The 20,866-nt window shown below is 70.2% G+C and carries 16 protein-coding genes; 12 read left to right on the top strand and 4 right to left on the bottom strand.

Going from position 1 to position 20,866, the window contains the following annotated elements; all coding sequences use genetic code 11:
* Positions 1–143 precede the first annotated feature (143 nt).
* The 6 genes from ABH928_RS16640 (at position 144) to ABH928_RS16615 (ending at position 7,105) form a co-directional block, all read left to right on the top strand.
* Complete coding sequence (locus ABH928_RS16640) at positions 144–3,128, top strand: hypothetical protein (protein ID WP_370066954.1); 2,985 nt, start codon at positions 144–146, stop codon at positions 3,126–3,128.
* Positions 3,129–3,228: 100 nt separating this feature from the next.
* A complete protein-coding gene (locus tag ABH928_RS16635; RefSeq protein WP_370067119.1) occupies positions 3,229–3,963 on the top strand; it encodes a FadR/GntR family transcriptional regulator in 735 nt (244 codons plus the stop codon).
* Between the two features lie 123 nt (positions 3,964–4,086).
* Complete coding sequence (locus tag ABH928_RS16630; protein ID WP_370066952.1) at positions 4,087–4,743, top strand: response regulator; 657 nt, start codon at positions 4,087–4,089, stop codon at positions 4,741–4,743.
* A gap of 27 nt (positions 4,744–4,770) precedes the next feature.
* Positions 4,771–6,000 carry a sensor histidine kinase gene (locus ABH928_RS16625; protein ID WP_370066950.1) on the top strand — a complete coding sequence of 410 codons (1,230 nt, stop codon included), beginning with the start codon at positions 4,771–4,773 and terminating at the stop codon, positions 5,998–6,000.
* Positions 6,001–6,221: 221 nt separating this feature from the next.
* Positions 6,222–6,680 (top strand): ATP-binding protein, encoded by a 459-nt coding sequence (locus ABH928_RS16620; RefSeq protein ID WP_370066948.1) that lies wholly within the window; start codon positions 6,222–6,224, stop codon positions 6,678–6,680.
* Entirely contained in the window at positions 6,677–7,105 is a 429-nt protein-coding gene (locus tag ABH928_RS16615) for a DUF1801 domain-containing protein (RefSeq protein ID WP_370066946.1), read from the top strand. The genes ABH928_RS16620 and ABH928_RS16615 overlap by 4 nt, the downstream gene beginning before the upstream one ends.
* Before the next feature lie 42 nt (positions 7,106–7,147).
* Here ABH928_RS16615 and ABH928_RS16610 read toward each other — a convergent pair whose 3' ends face one another.
* Positions 7,148–9,463 (bottom strand): alpha-L-fucosidase, encoded by a 2,316-nt coding sequence (locus ABH928_RS16610; RefSeq protein ID WP_370066944.1) that lies wholly within the window; start codon positions 9,461–9,463, stop codon positions 7,148–7,150.
* Between the two features lie 177 nt (positions 9,464–9,640).
* The gene (locus ABH928_RS16605; protein ID WP_370066942.1) at positions 9,641–10,855 is read right to left on the bottom strand and encodes an ROK family protein; all 1,215 of its coding nucleotides are present in this window, start codon (positions 10,853–10,855) and stop codon (positions 9,641–9,643) included.
* A gap of 149 nt (positions 10,856–11,004) precedes the next feature.
* On the opposite strand from ABH928_RS16605, the gene ABH928_RS16600 reads away from it, so the two are divergent.
* The 6 genes from ABH928_RS16600 (at position 11,005) to ABH928_RS16575 (ending at position 18,649) form a co-directional block, all read left to right on the top strand.
* A complete protein-coding gene (locus ABH928_RS16600) occupies positions 11,005–12,369 on the top strand; it encodes an ABC transporter substrate-binding protein (RefSeq protein ID WP_370066940.1) in 1,365 nt (454 codons plus the stop codon).
* A complete protein-coding gene (locus ABH928_RS16595) occupies positions 12,366–13,355 on the top strand; it encodes a carbohydrate ABC transporter permease (protein ID WP_370066938.1) in 990 nt (329 codons plus the stop codon). The genes ABH928_RS16600 and ABH928_RS16595 overlap by 4 nt, the downstream gene beginning before the upstream one ends.
* Positions 13,355–14,206, top strand: a complete 852-nt coding sequence (locus tag ABH928_RS16590; protein WP_370066936.1) for a carbohydrate ABC transporter permease — start codon at positions 13,355–13,357, stop codon at positions 14,204–14,206. Before ABH928_RS16595 ends, ABH928_RS16590 begins: the two co-directional genes overlap by 1 nt.
* Positions 14,203–15,522 (top strand): alpha-L-fucosidase, encoded by a 1,320-nt coding sequence (locus tag ABH928_RS16585; protein ID WP_370066934.1) that lies wholly within the window; start codon positions 14,203–14,205, stop codon positions 15,520–15,522. Before ABH928_RS16590 ends, ABH928_RS16585 begins: the two co-directional genes overlap by 4 nt.
* A gap of 124 nt (positions 15,523–15,646) precedes the next feature.
* Positions 15,647–15,880 (top strand): hypothetical protein, encoded by a 234-nt coding sequence (locus ABH928_RS16580; protein ID WP_370066932.1) that lies wholly within the window; start codon positions 15,647–15,649, stop codon positions 15,878–15,880.
* A 168-nt stretch (positions 15,881–16,048) separates the two neighbouring features.
* Positions 16,049–18,649, top strand: coding sequence for an MFS transporter (locus ABH928_RS16575; protein WP_370066930.1), 2,601 nt, complete (start codon positions 16,049–16,051; stop codon positions 18,647–18,649).
* Here ABH928_RS16575 and ABH928_RS16570 read toward each other — a convergent pair.
* Positions 18,563–20,221 carry an MFS transporter gene (locus ABH928_RS16570; protein WP_370066928.1) on the bottom strand — a complete coding sequence of 553 codons (1,659 nt, stop codon included), beginning with the start codon at positions 20,219–20,221 and terminating at the stop codon, positions 18,563–18,565. The genes ABH928_RS16575 and ABH928_RS16570 overlap by 87 nt on opposite strands.
* Entirely contained in the window at positions 20,218–20,628 is a 411-nt protein-coding gene (locus ABH928_RS16565) for a MarR family winged helix-turn-helix transcriptional regulator (protein ID WP_370067117.1), read from the bottom strand. Before ABH928_RS16565 ends, ABH928_RS16570 begins: the two co-directional genes overlap by 4 nt.
* Positions 20,629–20,866 lie beyond the last annotated feature (238 nt).

The following is a 20,866-nucleotide window of genomic DNA, read 5'->3' as shown; positions in this document are numbered from 1 at the left end:
CCGCTCGCTGTCGCGCAGCAGGTCGTCACCACCGAGCCCCGTGGCCCGAAGCACATCCCCCACGCTTCGGGCCACGGCTGTACGTGCACACGGTGCACGCGTGCACCACCGGATGCACCCCCACCCACCCCCTCAGGAGTGCCATGTCGATACATCGTCGTGTCGCCGCTCTGTCCGGTCTCCTCGCCGGAACCCTGCTCCTCGCCTTCGCCGGACCCCCGGGCACCGCCCAGGCGGCAACCGGCACCACGCTCTACGCCTCGCCGACCGGTTCAGGAAGCGCCTGCACGGTCAGCGCACCGTGCAGTCTGACCGGGGCACAGCGCACCGTCCGCGCCGTCGACGGCTCGATGAGTTCCGACATCACCGTCTACCTGCGCGGCGGCACCTACACCGAGACCACCCCGCTCTCCTTCGGCCCGCAGGACTCCGGCACGGGCGGACACACCGTCAACTGGGACGCCTACCCGGGCGAGGTCCCGGTGATCAGCGGCGGGAAGAAGGTCACCGGCTTCAGCCTCTACGACAGCTCGAAGAACATCTACCGCGCCGCCGTACCCGCTGGCACGCAGAGCCGCCAGCTGTTCGTCAACGGGGTCCGCGCACAGCGGGCGCGCGGTGCGCTCAACCCCTCCGGGTTCACCCTCTCCGGCTCCTCCTTCACCACCAGCGACGCGTCCTACACCTCGTTCACCAACCCGAGCCAGATCGAGATAGTGGACGACAACGACTGGAAGCAGATGCGCTGCCCGCTGCAGAGCATCACCGCGACCAGCAGCGGTGGCTCCAGCCTCAACGTCGACCCGACCTGCTTCGCGAACAACAACACCGACGTGCAGAACCCGGGCTACCCGTTCAACGGCGCCGGCGTGCTCAAGCTCACCGGCATCAGCTGGATCGAGAACGCCTACCAACTGCTCACCCAGCCCGGCCAGTTCTACCTCGACAGCAACGCGGGCTACCTCTACTACATCCCCCGCACCGGCGAGAACCTGGCCACCGCCGACGTCGAACTGCCCACCGCGCAGGAGCTGCTGGACCTCTCCGGCACACCCGGCCACCTGGCCCCGGTCAACGACACCGACCCGAACGCCGCCTACTCCGGCTCCTGGTCCACCTCCACCGGCCGCGCCTACGGCGACCTGGGCGGCGACGTCCACTACACCACCACCAACGGCGACTCCGTCAGCTACACCTTCACCGGAACCGGTCTGCAGGTGCTCAGCGAGGCGGCCCCCGACGAGGGCGGCATCGACGTCTACGTCGACGGCACCAAGACCCAGTCGGTCTCCGCCTACGCCGCCACCCGGCTCGCCCAGCAGGCCGTCGTCTCCGTGACCGGCCTGACCAAGGGTTCACACACCGTCAAGCTGGTCAAGACCTCGGGCACCTACATGCTGATCGACGGCTTCACCGTCATCCCCGACACGGTCACGCCCGTGCAGCACATCAGCTTCCAGGGCGTCACCTTCGCCTACGACACCTGGAACCAGCCCACCACCTCCGGCTACGTGGACAACCAGGCCGGCGTGCTGTGGGACCCGGTCACCCACGCCCCGACCCGCATCCCCGCGGCCGTCCAGGTGCACCGCGGCGACGACATCAGCTTCACCCGCGACACCTTCACCCATCTCGGCGGTACCGGCGTCGACCTGGCGGACGGCACGCAGAACTCGAACGTCACGGGCAGCATCATCACCGACACCTCCGGCGGCGGCGTCTCGCTCGGCGAGGTCGACGACTACTACCAGACCCAGACCAACCTGATGACCACCGGCGACACCGTCGCGGACAACAGCATCAGCTACGTCGGCCAGGACTACCACGACGCCGTCGGCGTCTGGGCCGGCTACACCCGCAACGCGTCGATCGCGAACAACGACATCGGCTACACCCCCTACTCCGGCATCTCCCTTGGCTGGGGCTGGGGTTGGGCCTCCTGCACGCTGAAGTACACCACCTGCCACCACGGCACGATCTACGCGGGCGGCAACCGGATCACCGGCAACTCCGTCCACAACGTGATGCGCACCCTGCACGACGGCGGACCCATCTACACCAACGGCGGCCAGGGCGGCGGCGACGGCTCGATGACCTCGGTCCTGTCCGGCAACGTGGTCGCCGAGGGCAACGACACCAACAACATGCTCTACCAGGACGAGGGCAGCTCGTACTGGGACACCTACGACAACGTCACCCGCTTCGGCGGCAGCAACTGGATCGGCATGTGGATCTCGACGATCCACGACATCGACATCCACGACAACTACTCGGACAACGCCAGCTACAACAACGCCGGAACCAACATCACCTTCAACCAGGCGACCATCGTCAGCAGCGGCGCCTGGCCCGCCGCCGCACAGGGCATCATCGCCGCGGCCGGGCCCAGCGGGCAGTACCGGCCACTGACCGGCCGGATCGACGACGACGAGCCGACCATCGCCTACACCGGCTCGTGGTCCGCCTCCGCGAACCGCGGCTACGGCGACTTCGACGACGGCGTGCACTACACCACAACGAACGGCGACTCCGCGAGCTACACCTTCGCCGGCACCGGCGTCCAGATCCTCGGCGAGAAGAGCCCCGACCAGGGCAACATCGAGGTCTACCTCGACGGCGTCTCCCAGGGACAGGTCGACACCTCGGCCACCGCCAAGCAGGCCCAGCAGGTCGTCTACAGCGTCCAGGGCCTCACCCCCGGCAGCCACACCGTCCAGCTCGTCAAGCGCAGCGGCACCTACACCACCCTGGACGGCTTCGAGATCACCCGCACCGTCGACTACACCGACGCCGCCCTGCAGTACACCGGCTCCTGGACCGCGTCCACGAACCGCGGTGACGGCGACTACGGCGACGACGTCCACTACGCCGAGACGGACGGCGACTCGGTCACCGTCAGCTTCTACGGCACCGGCATCTCCTACGTCACGGAGACCAACACCGACGAAGGCACCGTCGACGTGTCCCTCGACGGCGCCTCGCAGGGAAGTGTCAACGCGAACGCCTCCAGCCGTCACGCCCAGCAGACCCTCTACACGGCGAGCGGGTTGGGCCTCGGCTACCACACCCTCACCCTCACCAAGGCCGGCGGCACCTACCTCGTCGTCGACCGCTTCGACATCAGCTGAGGCTCGCGCCCCCACGCTGATCTGACGTGGTGTCCCTGGCGCCGCCACACCCTCGCCAGGGACACCACACCGCCACCACCCCCCGATGGAGCCCACCTTCATGGCCGTGACCGACGACGCGATCGACAAGATCAAGTCCATGATCGTCGCCGGCGAGTTCGCGCCCGGCACCCGCCTGCCGAAGGAGGACGACCTCGCCCAGCGCCTCGGCCTCTCGCGCAGTTCGCTGCGCGAGGCGGTCCGCGCACTGACGGCCATGCAGATCCTCATCACCAAGCAGGGCGACGGCACCTACGTGTCCAGCCTCGAACCCCATCTGCTGCTGCAGACCCTCTCCTTCGCCTCCGACGTCTCCAGTGGCGAGACCGCCCTCCAACTGCTCCAGGTCCGGCGTCTGCTCGAACCCCCCGCCACCGCCCTGGCCACCGCCCGCGTCACCGAGGACGACCTCGCCGCACTCCGCGAGATCCTCCAGCGCAGCCGTACGGCGACCGGCGTGGAGGAGTTCATCCGCTGCGACATGGAGTTCCACCGCACCCTGGTGGCCCTGGTCGCCAACCCGGTCCTCTCCATGCTGCTGGAGATCCTCTCCACCCAGACCCAGCGCGTCCGCATCCTGCGCGGCACCCGCGTCGGCCGCGCCATCGAGCATGTCCACCGCGAACACGAGGCCATCCTCACCGCGCTGGAGTCACGCGACCCCCAGCTCGCCGCGTCCGCCTCCGCCGTGCACGTCGCCGCCGTGGAGCAGTGGCTCGCCGACAGCCTGCAGACCGTCCCCGAAGGGAAGAGCGACGCTCAGAACACGGACCGGGCGGACCGGAACGCCGGCTGAGCGCTCGGCCCTCCGGCCGGATCGGCTCGGCCGATCGGTCGACCTGAGCGCCGCCGTGACCCCACCCATCAGGGCGGGACGGACAATGGTCGACAGGACCCGTCCGCAACCGGGAGGAACAGAATGGCGATCACCGTGGTCGTCGCCGACGACCAGGAGATGGTGCGCGGCGGCTTCCGGGCCATCCTCGCCGCCCAGCCCGGGATCACCGTCCTCGCCGACGTCGCGGACGGGGTCGAGGCGCTGTCGGCCGTGGCCGAACTGCACCCGGACGTGCTGCTGCTCGACATCCGGATGCCGCGCCTGGACGGCCTGGAGGTGCTGGAGCGGCTCGGCTCCGCGAAGACGGAGGAGGAGCCCGGGCCCAGGGTCGTGGTGGTCACCACGTTCGACCAGGACGACTACGTCTGGACCGCGCTGCACCGGGGCGCCTGCGGCTTCCTCCTCAAGGACGCCGGACCCGGCCTGCTGATCGAGGCCGTGCGGGCCGCGGCTGCGGGCGACTGCCTGATTTCGCCCTCACTCACGGTGCGGCTGCTCTCCGGCCACCAGCCGTCCCCGCCGCAGCGCGAACGCGGTCGCTGGCTGACCGATCGGGAGTTGGACGTGGCCCGCGCGGTCGCCCAAGGGGCGACCAACCAGGAGATCGCGAGCCGGCTGTTCCTCTCCCTGTCCACGGTCAAGACGCACCTGAGCAAGATCCAGGAGAAGCTCCGGGCCCGCAACCGGGTGGAGGTGGCCGCCTGGGCCTGGGAGTCGGGCCTCATGCGCCAGTCCTGACCCGCCCGAGAGACGAGGCCACCACTCATGCCAGGACATCGGGCCACCCCGTCCTACGACCCACCCGCGCCGCAGGAGGACGCAGAGAACGCGCACCGCTTCTGGGCGATCTCCGACTGGCCCACCCGTACCGTCGCCGGACACTTCGCGCTCGCGGTCGTGCTCGCGCTGGCCGTCATCTTCGAAACGCTGCACTTCGCGACGCGCTTCGGCGCGGCGAACTTCACCATCCTGGCCTCGGGCCTGTTCGCCAGCGCGTGCGCCACACCGCTGCGGCGCCCCCCGCTCGCGGTCCGGGGACTGGCCGCCGCCGTCGTCTCGCTCGCCTGCACGGCGATCATGCTCGGGCTGCGACCGTCCATCTACCTCTGGGGGGTCGGGGAGTCGGTCGCGCTGCTGGTCCTGCTGTCCGGGGTGCTGCGCCGGGCTCCGACCTCGAAGGCGCTGTGGCTCGGTCCGGTGATCGCACTCGCCGCCGTGAGCACGCCGGCCCGCGACGCCCACCCCGGCCCGGTCACCGCCACCATCGGCATGACGACGGTGGCAACCGTCGCGCTCGCCCTCTACCTGCGCCACCAGGACGCCGAGCACAGCCTCGCCGTCGAGCAGGCGCGCGGCGCCGAACGCCTGGAACTGGCCCGGGAACTCCACGACTTCGTCGCCCACCACGTCACCGGCATTCTGGTCCAGGCGCAGACCGCCCGCGCGGTTCCCGACGACGAGCCGGGCAACCGTCTGCGCATGGCGCGGATCGAGGAGGCCGCCAACGAGGCGCTCACCGCGATGCGGCGCGTGGTTCGGGTCCTTCGCGACGAGAACAGCAGCACGGGCCCGCTGGCGGGGCTCGACGACATCGCCGCGCTCGCCGCCGAATTCCGGCTGGCCGGGCCCCCGGTCGACCTCGACATCGACCCGTCGCTGCGACGGCACCTGGCCCCGGACCTGGCGGCCTCCGCGCACCGCATCGTGCGCGAGGCGCTCACCAACATCCGCAAACACGCCCCCGCCACCACGCACGTGGAGATCACCCTGCATCGCACGGCGCGCGGACTGCGTGTCGAGGTGCGCAACCACGACGACGGATCACCGCGTGAGCCGACCCCGCCGCAACGACACGGCACCGCCCCGAGGTTCGGCCTGCTCGGCCTGTCCGAGCGGGCCGCCGCACTGGACGGCCGCTTCGACGCGGGCCCGACCGCCGACGGCTGGCAGGTCGTCGCCGAGTTCCCGGAGACAAGCGCCGAACACCGGGCCTGACCGGGCAGTCGGCAACCCCCGAGGACGAGACGGGCCGAGACCCGGCGCAGTCGCAGACCCCGCCATCGGTCGGACGGACATCCCGGATCGGCCGAAAGGCCCAGGTCAACTGACTCGTCCTTTCAGCCGATGCCCTCTGGACGCGCGGCCGATCCCGGGTGGGCGACCCCGAACCTACGGTTGTCTGTGGCGGGGGGCCGAGTCCGAAGGAGAGACCGCACATGCCCGCCCACCTGGCTGCGCAGCTGACGCTGTCCGCCTCGCTCACCCTGCCGGCGCTGGCCTGCTCCGTCAGCCGTGCGCGCCGCACGTTCACGGCGCTGTGCGCGGACCACGAGTCCGTCGACGACGGCCGGCTGCTGCTGTCGGAGGCGGTGGCCAACGCGGTCGAGCACACCGACACCGAAGAGGTGCGCGTGGTGATCCAGCACCACCCGCCGTCCGGTCGGCTCATCTGCGCGGTCCACGACAGCGACTGCGAGGTGCCCGCATCGCCCGCGCAGACCCCCGGCGCGGACGCGGACGCGGAGTCGGGCCGAGGCCTGCACCTGATCGAGTCCATGAGCGAGGAGTGGGGCCACCTGGTCCGACCCGACGGAAAGTGGACCTGGTTCAGCCTCCGCCCGGCCGACGCGGACAGCGCACCTCGAAGCGAAAGCACACCCGGAGAGAGACCATGACAGTGAAGAAGGCACCGACCCTCACGCCAACTGAGGGGTCCGTCGCGCAGCTCCTTGAGGCGATCGCGGATCCGGCACACCGGACCGACGCCGCCCAGCTCTGCGCCCTGATGCGCGCGATCACCGGCGAGGAGCCGACGGTGTGGGGCGGCGGCATCGTCGGCTTCGGCAGCTACGACTACCGCTACGCCTCCGGTCACGAGGGCACCGCGCCGCTGGCGGGGTTCGCTCCGCGCAGGCAGCACCTGGTGGTGTACCTGGCCCCGGGTTTCGTGGAGCGGCACCCGACAACGCTGGCACGGCTCGGACCGCACCAGGCGAGCAAGGGCTGCCTCTACCTCAGGACGCTCATCGACGTGAACTTCGCAGCGCTGCGGCAGCTGATCGCCGCCTCGGTGCAGGAACGCCGAACCCCCGTGGGCTGACGCTTCGGACGTCCCAGCCAGGGCCTGTCCGGGCCCTCGCCGTCAGGGCCAGATCTGGAAAGCGTCCACCTGGACGTAGGTGCCGCCGGTCTTCACCAGCTTGAGCGTGTGCGAGCCCGGGGCGAGGCCTCTGACCTGGTAGAGGAACTGCTGGGGGGTGTAGCTGCCGGAGTAGGCGGCGTCGGTGGTGCCGACCTGGGCGCCGTCGAGCAGGATGTTCGCGGTTCCGTCGGCGGCCTCCATCGGCGCGATGACGTCGATTCCGGTCCCGGTGAAGGTGATGGTGGCGCTGTCCCCGTTGGTGGACGTCCAGTGCACGTCGTCGCCGTAGTCACCCACGCCGCGGCCGGTGGAGTGGGTCCAGGTGCCGACGTAACTGACGGCGGCGTCCGCGTCGTTGACCATGGTCGGGTTCGGGACGGTGCGCAGCGCGTCGAGTTGCAGGTAGCCGCCGTCGACCTTGGTGACGGTGACCGTGTGCGTCCCGGGGTTCAGGTGCCGGGCGCCGTACAGGACGGCCTGCGGGGTGTAGCTCGCGGCGTACTGGCTGAACTGACCGATCGTCACCCCGTCGACGGCGACGCTGAAGTGCTGGCTGACGCTGCTCCTGGGTCCGATGACGTCGATTCCGGTGCCGGTGAAGGTGTAGGAGAAGGAGTCGCCGTCGGTGGACGTCCAGTGGACGTCGTCGCCCAAGTCTCCCGCGCCGCGGCCGGTGGAGTGCGTCCAACTTCCGGTGTAGGTGATGCCGGTGTCCGTGTCGTTGACCGTCGTCGTACCGGTGGGCACGGAGGGCGCGGTGCCGCGGACGACCTGGCGGACGTCGCCGAGGATGCGCAGGTCGTTCGGGTTGACCGTGCCGTCCTGGTACATCATCAGGTCGAAGCTGATCGGCACGTTGCGGCTCACGGCGCCGGTGGCCCAGCCGATCGCGGCGGCGCTGGTGACGGTCGAGGCCGTGCTGACGGTCGTGTTCTGGGTGTGCACGCCCCAGTCGTCGTCCATGGTGAACATGCCGTGCTGGAGCAGGCCCTGGTACGGGCCGGAGGTGAAGACGCCGTTGCCGCCTGCTGCGGCGCTGCCGGTCTGCGCTCCTCCGGTGCTGCCCTCGCCGAACCAGACGTCCTGGAAGTCGGTGACGGCGGGCAGGATCCAGTTGTTCCAGGAGACAAGTCGCTTGCTGTTGCCGGCGCGGGCGGCCTTCTGCAACTGCTCGTAGGCGGCCGGGTAGTAGAGCACCATGCCGTCGTCGAAGAAGAAGCCGTCGAGGTTGCTGCCGTAGCGGTTGCCGATCTCGGTGACGACCTCGGTCCAGTTGGCGAAGAAGGTGCTGCGGTCGCCGGTGCCGTTGGTGGCGAAGGTGGCGGGCCAGTTCTGGTAGGGCCACCAGGCGGAGTCCTCGTCGCCGGTGTGGTAGTAGAGCATGAAGCGGATCCCGGCGGCCTGGCAGGCGGCTGCGACGTCGCCGATCAGGTCGCGGGTGGAGGTGAGGCCGGGGCTCGCGGGTCCGCCCGCGGCGGTGACGATGGAGTCCGGGGAGCTGAGCGGCGCGTCCAGATGGTAGCCCCACCAGCTGATCGACCAGACGACGTAGCCGGCACCGGTCTCCTGCACCATCTCCACGAAGGCGGGGACATCGAAGTCGGCGGCCTGCTGGTCCAGTGACTTGGCGGGGCCGACGTTGTGCGGGTAGCCCCAGGAGCCGTACTGGAACATCAGGCCGTAGCCCGCCTTGCTGAGCCAGGTGGTGTCGGCGCGTGCGGCCGTGATCCGGGTGTTGCGGGCGGCCACGTCGGAGGCGCGGATCAGCTCCAGTGACTTGACGTAGACGTCGTGGGTGAGCGAGCCGCGGGTGAGCCGGATGGTGCTGCTGCCCGTGGGCAGCGCGAGGTCGCCGACCAGGACGCGGTTCCAGCCGGCCGGGGCGGTGAACGTGACCGAGGAGGAGGTGCCGTCCACGGAGAGGGTGAAGGTCTCGCCCGCGTCCGTGTCGACGAGCAGCGACGCCTGGTAGGAGGCTCCGGCGGCGACCTGCACGTCCCAGGTGAGGTAGTCCGACGAGGTCAGGAAGTTGTCGATGTAGAAGTTCTTCCTGGTGTCCCCGCCCTGGACGGACATGTCCGGCATCCGGCCCGCGGCGGTGGCAAGCAGCACCGTGACGTTGTCCGTGGTGGCGGTCTGGTCGATGACGACCGGATCGGCACCGGCCTGCGCGACGCCGGAGGCGGCGAAGGCCCGGGAGGGTACGGCGACACCGAGCGCCACCGCCCCGAGGGCCGTACCTGCGAGCATCCGCAGGGCTCCGCGCCGGGAGAGCTCCAGCCGGGATCCTTCTGCGGGCATGCGGGCATGCGGCATGGCGAGCCTCCTTGCTCGACGGGGTGGGCAGGTGCAGCCGAAGGCGCGACGCAGGCGGACTCCGGGCGTCCCGGCCCGGGCGGCCTGGCGGATGTCGCGCTCGGCGCGGTCGCCTGGTTGAAGCGTGAACCTACGGCCCGCCCCACTGCCGGTCAAGAGTTTCGTCTATAGAAGAGATTAATTACCGGCGGGGAAGGTCCGCGCCCCGTCCGCATAGGAGAGCAGCACGGCCAGGGCGGCCCCTTCGACCGGTGCCCAGGCTCCGAGGGCCGAGACCTGGAGCTGCTCGCGGTCGTCACCGGGCAGCAGCAGCGACTGCCGGAACGCCTCCCGGGCAGGGTCCAGCAACCAGGGCGCGAGCCGCGCATAGTGGCCGCCGAGCACGACGGAGTGCGGGTCGAGCATCGCGCAGACGAGCGCCGCGCCCCGTCCGAGCCAGCGTCCCGCCTCGGCCAGCGCCTCGATGACGCCCTGGTCGCCCGCCTGGGCCAGGGCGGCGACCTGGTCCACCCCGGCCGACAGGGTGAGGGGCACCCGGCTGGGTCGGCGGATCCCCTTGGCCGCCGCGAGGGCGGTGTCCAGGATCGCGGACACGCCGGCCCGGGTGTCCAGGCAGCCGTTGCGACCGCAGACGCAGCGCAGTCCCCCGGCCTCCACGATCAGGTGACCGACCTCGCCGGCCATGCCGCGTTCGCCGCGCCACAGGTTGCCGCCTGCGACGATGCCCGCGCTGATGCCGTAGGTGCCGGTGAGGTAGACCAGGCTCGCCTCGGTCCCTCCGCTGCGGCGGCGCTGGCGGAGTTCGGCCAGGGCGGCGTAGTTGGCGGTGTTGTCGATGAGCACGGGAACCCGGCCGCCCAGCGCCTCGGCCACGCCCTCACGCAGGGCGATGTCGCGCCAGCCCAGGCTGGGTGCGTACTTGATGGTGCCGCTGGCGGCGTCGACCAGACCGGCGACGCTGACGCCGACGCCGAGCAGGTCGCGGTCGTCGTCCTCGACCAGGTCGAGCGTCTCCTGCAGCACCATCGCCGCGCGCCGGAGCAGGGCGCGCGGGTTGACCGCGTCGGCCTCGGCCGGGCGTTCGATGCGCAGCAGCTCGCGGCCCTGCAGCGTGTGCACCGAGGCGAGGATCTTGTCGAAGCCGATCTCGATCCCGGTGACGGCGTAGTGCGTGTCGTCCAGGTCCAGCAGCGTGACCGGTCGTCCGCGCTGGCCGCTGCGCGGGGTGTTGACCTCGGCGACCAGGTCACGTCGCATCAGGTCGTTGACCACGGCGGAGGTGGTGGCCCGGGCCAGTCCGGTGCCCTGCTGCAGGTCGGGGCGGCTGAGCGGCCCGTGGTCGACCAGGTGGCGCAGCACCTGCAGGGCGGTGGCGTCCGGGCCTGCGGCCATGGGGGGTCTCCTTCGACTCTGTCGATCATGTTGCTGCGCGGCCGTAAATCTAACAAGCCCGTAACGAGGGATTGTTTTTGTCGTCACCGTAGACATTAATGGGGCCCACTCCGGTCCACCCCCTGGATCCACCCCCTGGGAGGGAAAGCATGCGCAACGATGCGCAGGTCCGCCGCGGCCTCGCGGCGGCCGCCACCGCACTGGTCCTCAGCCTGTCCGTAGCCGCCTGCGGCAACAGCGGCGGCGTCGGCGGCAGCGCCAACGCCGGCCAGGCCAGTGTCGGCGCCGGCCAGAAGGTCACCCTCAACTACTGGACCTGGTTCCCGGCCCAGGCGACGCTGCAGAAGTCGATCGCCGCGTTCGAGGCCGCCAACCCGAACATCACGATCAACCTGCGCGAGTTCTCCAACACCGACTACCAGAAGGAACTGCCGCTCGCGCTCGACGGCGGGCAGTCCCTGGACATCGTCGGCGTGCAGGTGTCGGCCATGACCAACACCGTGCGCACCCAGCTCCGGCCGGTCAGCGACTGGACCGGTGACCTCCCGGCCGGCTGGCAGAGCAAGATCAACTCGACCATGCTCGACCAGACCCAGAACATCGCCAAGGACAAGACCCTCTACTCGATCCCGATGGGCTCGATCGGCAGCGCGGTCGTCTACTCCAACGCGGACGTGCTCAAGCGGCTGGGCCTGTCCTTCCCCAGGACCGAGGCCGACCTCACCGCCGACGTGATGAAGATCAAGGCGGCCGGCGGCGGCATCGCGCCCGTGGTCTTCAGCGGCGAGTCCTGGTGGCAGGACGAGATGTTCTTCACCGTCGCCGACCAGATCGACCCCAAGCTCTCCGACGAGCTCTACACCGGCAAGGTCGCCTGGAACAGCCCGCAGTTCGTGCAGGCTCTGGCGGCCTATCAGAACCTCTTCAAGAACGGCGTCCTGGACAAGGGCACGCTCAGCCTGAAGGAGGCGGACGCCGACAACGCGTTCAACTCCGGCAAGGCCGCCTTCCTGGTCGAAGGCTCCTGGAACAGCTCGGTGCTCTCCGCGGCCTACCGCAAGGCCAACGGCATCACCGTCGGCAACGTCGGCGCCGGCGCCTTCCCCGTCGTCGTCCCGGGCGGGCAGCCCGCCGCCCGCACCTTCGCCGAGGGCGGCCTGGCCATCCCGAAGAGCTCCAAGTACGCGGCGCAGGCGGCCAAGTTCATCCAGTTCATGACCATGGACCCGGCCGGCGTCAACACCTGGGCCTCCGACCTGGTGCTGGTCCCGTCCCTGAACGGCTACACCGTCGACCCCTCGGTGCTGACCACCCCCGAGGCCCAGTCCGGCTACGCGGCCGTCCAGTCGCTGATCAGCGCTCCCGGCTCCGGTCGCGGCCAGTACTCCACCACCTTCACCACCGACGTGCTGGACAACACGCTGCTCGACGTGGCCCGCGGCAACACCGCCCCGCAGGCCGCGGCAAGCAGCCTCCAGTCGGCCTGGACCAGCGGACGGTACCCGGTCCAGTGACGTCGCACCTCACCACGCCGTCGCCTGACGCACTCCCCCACGGGGCGCGGCAGGCGGCGCCGGATCCCACCGCGACGGCCGAAGCCGCCTCCGCCGCGCGTTCACGCGCACGGGCGCGTCGCCGCGCCCTGCTTCCCGCCGCAGTCTTCCTCGCGCCGCTGCTCGCCCTCTACGGCGTCTACTACCTCTACGCGTTCGTCTTCCTCGGGCAGACCAGCCGCCAGTCGGTGGACCTCTCGTTCACCGGCGCCACCGATGTCGGCTGGCGCAACTTCCAACTGGTGCTGACCGACCCCGTCTTCTGGCGGGACATCGGCAACAACCTGCTGTTCGCCGCCGTCTCCATCCTCGTCGCGCTCACCCTGGGCTTCTTCCTGGCCGTGAGCCTGGCCAGCGGGGTGCGGGCCCGCACGTTCTTCTTCGTCGTGTTCCTGCTGCCCTCGCTGGTGCCGATGTCGCTGTTCGCCACGGTCTTCGGGCAGCTGATCCAGACCAACGGTGGTGCGATCAACCAGACGCTGCGCGCCGTCGGCCTCGGCGCGCTGGCCCAGGACTGGACCGGCAACACCACCTCGGCGTACGTGGCGGTCTTCATCCTGCTCACCTACCTCGTCGGCCTGCCGATCATGTACTACACCTCGGACCTGACGACCGCGAACACCGCCGTCCTCGAGGCCGCGATGATCGACGGCGCGGGCACGTGGCAGATGTACCGGCTGATCCTCTTCCCGATGCTGCGCGGCACCCACAGGACCGTGATCCTCTCTGTGCTACTGGGCAGCTTCCGCTGGTTCGAGCTGATCTACTTCTCCACCGACAGCCAACCCGCCGGCCGCACCGGCATCCCCGGCACCTACATCTACGACCAGATGTTCCCCTCCACCGGCGGCGGCCAGATCGGCTACGCCTCCGCCGCCTCGCTGGTGGTCCTGGTCGTCGCCGTCGCCGTGTCCGCCGTCAACGTTCTCGTCCAGCGGAGGCGCTGATGTCCGCAACCACCGGCTCCGAGCAACTCAACCCGTTGCACCGGCTGCGCCAGAAGCCCCGCGACAGTGTCATCGTCTACGCCACGCTCGCCATCGGCGCCGCCCTGTGGCTCTTCCCGCTGGTCTCCACGGTGCGTCAGTCGGTCCAGTACGGCGGCCTCGGCAACTACCTGACGGTGCTCACCACCGACTACAACGGGGTCAACCTGGTCCGTGCGTTCGGCAACAGCCTGCTCATCGCGGCCCTCACCGTCGTGCTCACCTGCGGCATCGCCGCACTGGCCGCCTACGCCTTCGCCAAGCTCGACTTCCCCGGCCGAGAGACGCTCTACCACGCGACGCTGCTGCTGCTCGCCGTCCCCGCGGTCGCGATCATGGTGCCGGTGTACTGGATCACCGGCAACCTCGGCCTGTTCAACTCCCCCGTCGGGGTGGCCCTGCCCGAGGTCGTTCTCACGCTGCCCTTCGCGGTGCTGCTGCTGCGCAACTACGCCGACGGCATCCCGAACGAGCTGATCGAGGCCGCCCGCGTCGACGGCGCCGGACACGCCCGCATCTTCCGGCACGTCTTCCTGCCGCTGTGCCGACCCGCGCTGATCAACCTCGCGGCGCTGTGCGTGGTCTGGTCCGTGCAGGACTTCCTCTTCCCCTCCATGCTGCTGAGCAGCGCGGACCAGACCACCGCCGCGCAGGCCGTGCAGACGATCAAGGGAGCGTTCGCACCGACGCCCTTGCAGACCTCGCAGTACTTCGCCGCACTCATGCTGCTGGCAGTGCCTGCCATCGTCATCGTGGTCGTCGGACTGAAGTTCATCACGCAGGGCATCACCGCAGGGGGAGTCAAGGAATGACCACCACACAGACACAACCGGACACGACCGGGAGCAGTACCGACACCTCGTGGTTCCGGGGCCTGGGCCTGGGCGTCTTCATCCACTGGGGACACGCCAGCACCCGTGGCTGGGAACTGTCCTGGCAGATGACCGGCGGCGTGCACCGGCAGGAGCCGGCCCTGGACCCGGTGAGCTGCAACGACTACTTCGACAACGCCGCCGGCTTCGCCCCGGAGCGCTTCGACCCGACCGTCTGGGCCGATCTCGCCTGGCGCGCGGGCGCCCGCTACATGGTGTTCACCGCCAAGCACCACGACGGCTTCGCCATGTTCGACACCGGCCTGTCCGACTACTCCGTCACCAGGCACGCCCCGCTCGGACGGGACGTCACCCGCGAGATCGTGGAGGCCTTCCGGGCCCGCGGCTTCCGGATCGGGCTCTACTTCTCCATCATCGACTGGCACCACCCCGACTACCCCCGCTACACCGACGAGACGATCACCAAGCCCTACGTCGTGGGCAGCTATCCCCGGGTCTCCCCCGCCAAGTGGGACCGGTACCGTGCCTTCATGCTCGGCCAGCTGGGCGAACTCCTCACCGGGTACGGCGACATCGACATCGTCTGGCTGGACGGCGAGTTCGAGCACACCGAGGAGGAGTGGCGCTTCGACGAGATCCGCGCCTTCATCCGCGAACGGCAGCCGCACGCCCTGGTCAACGACCGCTGCCTGGGCCACGGCGACTTCACCACCCCCGAGCAGCAACTGCCCATGGTCCCGCCGCAGCAGCCGTGGGAGACCTGCCTCACCATGAACAGCAGCTGGGGGCACCGGCCCCAGGACGACACCTGGAAGTCGCCGGCGTTGCTCCTGCACACGCTGATCGAGGCGGTGTCGATGGGCGGCAACCTGCTGCTCAACGTCGGCCCGACCGGCGACGGGGAGTTCCCGCACGAGGCCGTCGAACGGCTGGAGGCCCTTGCCGGGTGGCTGGAGCACAACGCCGAGAGCGTCCAGGGCACGGAGCCCGGCCTGACCCTCTGGCAGTTCCACGGCCCCTCCACCCGCCGCACCCGCCCCGACGGGACCACCCGCGTCTACCTGCACCTGGTCACCCGCCCCTACGAGCGCGTGACCGTGCGCGGACTCCGGGTCTCCCGAGTCGAACGGGTGACGCTCCTGGACGGGGATCGCGACCTCCCCTGGCGCGTCCAGCCCCGGCTCAAGGACGTCCACTCGGGCACGGACGACCCGACCGGCGAACTGCACATCGACATCCGCGGGACAGAGCTCGACCCGTTGTGCACGGTCCTCGCCGTCGATCTGCGCAGGTGACCCGCCCGGCGGCACGGCGCGTCGCCACCCCGACGGCCGGGTTCAGGCCTACCCCGACAGCGCGCTCGCCCGACAGGGCATAGCGTGGACAAAGGGGCTCGCCGATCCGAGGAGGCCCTTGTCCATGAGCGTTCGAACCCACATCGTCGCCGAGGTGCCGTTCGGCCGGGTGGCCGAGGCGGAGCTCTACCTCCGCCATTTGGCGCCGGGCGTGACACCCGCTCCCGTCCAGCGTCCGGGAACCGGCGTCACCTTCCTGGAGGCGGTGCTGCCGGTGGATTGCGTGAAGGAGACCGAGGCGACTCTGGGCAACATCAACACGCACGGGATCACGTTCACGGTGTCCACGACGACGTAGCGGCCGAGCTCCCGCCCGGCCCGCTCGGCGGCGCCGTCGTGCTGTCGGTGCGACTGGCGCGCGTCCTGCCCACCGCACTCACCCGGAGGCGGCCGATCGCGGCGGCCGGACCGGGCTGCACCATGGATCTGCCTCAACTCCGTTGGGAATCTGCACTATCGTGCTGAGATGGACCCGTTGACCGCCGGAGACCCGACCGTCATAGGCCCGTACCGACTGATCGCCCGGCTGGGCAACGGAGGCATGGGCCTGGTGTATCTGGGCCGCCACTCCGACAACGGACGGGCCGTGGCCGTGAAGGTCGTCAAGACCGAGTACGCGCGGCATCCGGAGTTCCGCAGACGCTTCGCGCGCGAGGTCGCCGCAGCCCGGAGGGTGGACGGGAGTTGGACGGCGGCCGTGCTCGACGCGGATGTCGCGGACTCGACCGAGGTCCCCTGGGTGGCAACCCAGCACATCGCCGGGCTGGACCTGCACACCATCGTCTCCGACCAGCACGGGGCACTGCCCGAGGACACGGTCCTGGTCCTGGCCAACAGGCTCGCACTCGCCCTGCAGGCCGTCCACGAGGCAGGGTTGATCCATCGTGACCTCAAGCCGTCCAACGTCGTGGTCACGGTCGACGGCCCACGCGTCATCGACTTCGGCATCGCCCGCGCCTTGGACAGCCTGACCGGAACGGCGGACAGCCGGCTGACCGGCACCGGCATGCTGATCGGCTCTCCCGGATTCATGTCACCCGAGCAAGTGCGCGGCAAGGAACTCACCTTCGCCAGCGACGTGTTCTGCCTCGGGGCGGTCCTCGTCTACGCCGCCACCGGACGCCTCCTCTTCGGGGCCGGCGAAAGCGGTCTGCAGGCCCACATCTTCAGCGTGTGGGAGGACGAACCGGACCTGACCGGGGTGCCGGACACACTCGTCGACCTCGTCCGGGCCTGCCTGCACAAGACCCCCTCCGAGCGACCCACATTGACGGAGCTGGCCGAGCGCACCAGCACCAACCACCCCGAGGCCTGGCTCCCCACCGCCGTATTGACGCAACTGGCCCGTCACGCCTCGGCGTTGCTGGACTACACCCCCGAGCCGCGCACCGGGCCTCCTCCAACGCCCAAGGCACCTCCGGCATACACCCCGACGACGCCGGTCAGCCCGGAGCAGGTACCGGTACAGGCACAGGAGTTCTCGTCCGCGCCGACGGCCCCGGCCTCGGTCCTGCAGCCGCCGCTCCCGCCTCGCCGGGAGGAGCAGGAAGCCTCTCCTCAGCGCGAGCCGCGTGCGTCCAGGCGCTGGCGGGGGCTGGTCGTGGCCGTTCTGGCGCAGTTGCTCGTCGCTGTGCAGGCCGGGGCCTTCATCGAGGAGACCCCCTGGGTCCTGCGCGACCTGCGCGACCTGCGCCGACTGGATACCGTCAGACACCGGTCGTTGCTGGACCTGACCTACACCGTCGCCTTCGTCGGGCTGTTGATCCTCGCTAGGCACGCCGTGGACCGGCTCGGGCGCCGGCTGACGCTTGTCGCCGGTCTTTTCGGCTTCGCCGCGGCGTCCTTGCTCGCTGTGCTGGCCGGTGACTTCCCACTCATCGTCAGTGCCCGTGCCCTGCAAGGGTTTGCCGCCGCGTTGGTGACCGTGTCCACCCTCTCCGTGACCGCCGGGTTCACCGAGCCGAGGGCCCGCAATCGCGCCTACGGGGTCTATGCGGTGACGCTCGGAGCCGGACCGGCGCTCGGGCTGCTCGTCGGCGGTTGGTTCGTGGAACTCCTGAACTGGCGGGTGGCCATGTTCGTGGTGGCCCTGATCGCCACCGTCATCGCTGTCAGCGCCCTCAGCCTGCTCGACAAGGACGCCAAGCACGGCAAGGGCGGCAATGTCGGCCAGGAAAACCAGAACACGGGAACGGCCCGCACCGGCGCCCCCGCCCGCTTCGACTTCGTCAGCGCTGAGCTGGGCCTCGGGGGGCTCCTCGCGCTCGCGTACGGCCTCTTCCAGGGCGCGACAGGTGGCGACGAGGCGACGCGGGCTCTGGTCGCCATCGGTGCCTGCCTGTTCGTCGCCTTTCTGTGGCGGCGGACCAGTGCGGCGATCGACGCCGACGACGCGCGGCCCGGCCTCGCGCCCAAGGACCGCCCGCGCCGCCTCCCGAGGCGCCACGATCTCTTCGGTGCGACCTTCGTCCTCCTGCTGGCCGGCACCGGCCTGGTCGTGCTCCTGGCGTCGCTGACCTACTTCCTGCAGGTGTTCCAACTCCAGTGGCCGCTGCGAGCCGGGGCTGCCTTGCTGCCTCTGGTCGTTGCACTGCTCGTGGGCTCCGTCCAGGTATCCACCCGGCTACTGGGCCGGGTCGCGCCCGTGGTCCTGCTCACCTGCGGCCTGGTCACTCTGGCGCTCGGGCTGTGGCTCCTCACTCGCCTCACTGTCGCCGCCGCCTACACGACCCAGGTGCTGCCCGCACTGCTGCTGACCGGCTTCGGCGTCGGGCTGGCTTTCATGCCGCTCCTCGTCACAGCCACGGCCGGGCTCACGCCACATCGAGTCGGAGCAGCCGCATCGACGGTCGCCACGGCCCTGCAACTCGGGGCGGCCGGCGGATACGCGCTCTTCACTCCCTGGTTCCTGTTCCCGAACGACCACAAGCTGGAGGGAATGATCGGCGTGGTCGATCAACTGGTGCAGCAGTGCACCACGTCACTGTGGTGGGGGTTCGGGTGCATCGCACTGGCTTGCCTGGTGGCGCTCTCGACGATCAGGGTCCGGCCCGCGGCGCCCGAGTGAGGTGTGCTCCGAGGGTGTCCTCGGCTCCGGTACGGGTGCCTCGTCGAGTGCCCGGTCGGGCATCCGGTCGAGTGCCCGGTCGGCGTCGTTGCCGCGGCTACCGGTGCGACCCATCAGCCGCCGGTCCAGGACCGTGAGCAGCAGGACCGCGACGCCGGTGCCGACCAGGACCAGGCCCAGGCCGTGCAGCCCGTGGTCGGTGACCCCGTGGTTGAACACGAGGCCGGTGATCACGGACGAGACGATGGTCCCCAGGTAGGAGAAGGTGCGGAACAGGCCCGAGGCGGTGCCGATCTGCTGCGGCGAGGCCTCCAGGTAGAGGGCGGTCTGGTTACCTACCGTGGTGGCGGCGCTGGTGACGCCGAAGACCAGGGTGACCAGCACGATCACCAGCGCCGAACTGCGCGAGGTGAGCAGCACCATCGCGGCCGACCCGACCAGCATGGTGACCGCCGAGACCACGAGCGGCCCGCGCACCAGATTGCGGCTGGACAGCGGTCGCGCGAGCAGTGCGGACACCCCGGCCATCGGCAGCAGGAGCAGCCCGGCAACGATGGCGGAGTAGCCGTGCGCCGCCTCCATCCACTCGGTCATGCCGTACATCACCGTGTAGACGCCGACCAACGTCAGCGCCTGGCGCAGATAGGTACGGGTCAGCGGGCCGTTGGCGGCAAGTCCGCGCAGGTCGAAGAAGGGCTCCGGGGCGCGCAGTTCCCACCGCACCGTCGGGACCGCGACGACGACGAAGGCGGCGAGGGCGATCCAGTCGACCGTCGGCAGGTTCATCAGGAAGATGATCAGCGCGGTCAGCGAGCCGGCGAAGCCGACGATCCCGGTCAGGTCGATCCGCTGGGCGACGTCCCGGAAACCGCCCGGCGCGCGCTCACTTGGCGCGCGCTCACCCGGCGCGCGCTCGGCCGGTTCGGGCGCCGGATCCTTCGGCACCCAACGGGTGGTCACCGCAAAGGCGATGGCGGTGACCGGGATGTTGATCAGGAAGGCCCAGTGCCACCCCGCAGCGCCCACCAGCAACCCGCCCAGCGGCGGGCCGACGGCGGCGGTGGCCATCCCGGCGATGGCGAGCCCGCCGAGGACCGACCCGGGCGGCGCCCCCAGCCCCGCCTGCGCCGACCGACGCCTGATCAGCACCATCGCGGACGGGTATCCGGCCGAGGTCCCGATGCCGATCAGCACCCGGGCCACGGTCAGCGTCGCCAGGTTCTGCCCGAACCCGCCGACCACGCCGCCGAGCAGCACCAGCAGGATGCCGCCCAGAAAGACCCGGCGCGGCCCCACGACCTCCGCCAGCTTGCCCGCGGTGGGCTGCGCGACGGCGCTGGCCAGATACAGGGAGGTGACCAGAACCGCGGTGCTGCCCGCCGAGACGTGCAGGCCCTCGGCGATCGGGACCAGCGCGGTCGCGATGATCGCGCTGTTGATCGGGTTCAGGCTGGAGCCCACGTACAGCGGGGCGGTGAAGCGCCACGGGAAGGGGTTCGGCCCAGCCGAGGAAGAGGAAGAGGAGGGGGACGAGGACGAGGACTCGCCGCTGACAGCGTGCTCGGCGCTCATATCCCGGCCCGCCACGGATCCGCGACGGCGAGTCGCTCCAGCAGCTCGATGGCCTTCTCTAGATCCGCGCGCTCCTCAGGAGCCACCATCTGCTCGATGGCCCGCTCCAGGAACGAGGAGCGGCCCTTCATCAGACGGTCGATCAGCTCGACTGCGGACGGGTCGGCGCTGACCAGCTTCTTGCGACCGTCCTGCGGGTCGGGCTCCTGGCGCACCAGCCCCTCGGCCTTCAGCGCCGCCAGGCTCTGCGAGATCGACTGGGGAGTGACATGCTCCAGCTCCGCGAGCCGGGCCGCCGTGATCGGCCCCTCATTCGAGATCGTCGCCAGCACGGTCAGCTGGCTCTGGGCCAGCCCCACCGAGTGCTGGCCGGACTCGGTGCGCAGCCGGGCACGCAGGCGTTTCATCGCACGCTGAAGCCGCTCCGCCGCCGACTCGTCCCGCCCAGAGCTGCGGCGCGGGTCCTCGCCGAGCTCCTCGTCCTTCGAACCGTTCATAGCGCCGTTCATAAACCCCATCGTAGAACTCGACAAGTAACTTTGCAAAGTTACTTGTCGAGTTGCGCGACGAGCGTCCAGGCGAGGACGCCCGCGCTGACGGCGATCCTGGCCCGTATGGGCGACCGTCCCAGCACGGGTCGAGCTC

Origin of the sequence: Streptacidiphilus sp. MAP5-3, from assembly GCF_041262505.1 — a bacterium.
Classification (GTDB): Bacteria; Actinomycetota; Actinomycetes; order Streptomycetales; family Streptomycetaceae; genus Streptacidiphilus.
The sequence above is the reverse complement of the archived record's forward strand: the minus strand, read 5'-3'. Positions and strand labels throughout refer to the sequence as shown.

Bases quoted from the DNA above. Each gene is read 5' to 3' on its own strand.
- ABH928_RS16640 (WP_370066954.1), top strand. From the start codon at position 144: ATGTCGATACATCGTCGTGTCGCCGCTCTGTCCGGTCTCCTCGCCGGA.
- ABH928_RS16635 (WP_370067119.1), top strand. From the start codon at position 3,229: ATGGCCGTGACCGACGACGCGATCGACAAGATCAAGTCCATGATCGTC.
- ABH928_RS16630 (WP_370066952.1), top strand. From the start codon at position 4,087: ATGGCGATCACCGTGGTCGTCGCCGACGACCAGGAGATGGTGCGCGGC.
- ABH928_RS16625 (WP_370066950.1), top strand. From the start codon at position 4,771: ATGCCAGGACATCGGGCCACCCCGTCCTACGACCCACCCGCGCCGCAG.
- ABH928_RS16620 (WP_370066948.1), top strand. From the start codon at position 6,222: ATGCCCGCCCACCTGGCTGCGCAGCTGACGCTGTCCGCCTCGCTCACC.
- ABH928_RS16615 (WP_370066946.1), top strand. From the start codon at position 6,677: ATGACAGTGAAGAAGGCACCGACCCTCACGCCAACTGAGGGGTCCGTC.
- ABH928_RS16610 (WP_370066944.1), bottom strand. From the start codon at position 9,463: ATGCCGCATGCCCGCATGCCCGCAGAAGGATCCCGGCTGGAGCTCTCC.
- ABH928_RS16605 (WP_370066942.1), bottom strand. From the start codon at position 10,855: ATGGCCGCAGGCCCGGACGCCACCGCCCTGCAGGTGCTGCGCCACCTG.
- ABH928_RS16600 (WP_370066940.1), top strand. From the start codon at position 11,005: ATGCGCAACGATGCGCAGGTCCGCCGCGGCCTCGCGGCGGCCGCCACC.
- ABH928_RS16590 (WP_370066936.1), top strand. From the start codon at position 13,355: ATGTCCGCAACCACCGGCTCCGAGCAACTCAACCCGTTGCACCGGCTG.
- ABH928_RS16585 (WP_370066934.1), top strand. From the start codon at position 14,203: ATGACCACCACACAGACACAACCGGACACGACCGGGAGCAGTACCGAC.
- ABH928_RS16580 (WP_370066932.1), top strand. From the start codon at position 15,647: ATGAGCGTTCGAACCCACATCGTCGCCGAGGTGCCGTTCGGCCGGGTG.
- ABH928_RS16575 (WP_370066930.1), top strand. From the start codon at position 16,049: ATGGACCCGTTGACCGCCGGAGACCCGACCGTCATAGGCCCGTACCGA.
- ABH928_RS16570 (WP_370066928.1), bottom strand. From the start codon at position 20,221: ATGAGCGCCGAGCACGCTGTCAGCGGCGAGTCCTCGTCCTCGTCCCCC.
- ABH928_RS16565 (WP_370067117.1), bottom strand. From the start codon at position 20,628: ATGAAACGCCTGCGTGCCCGGCTGCGCACCGAGTCCGGCCAGCACTCG.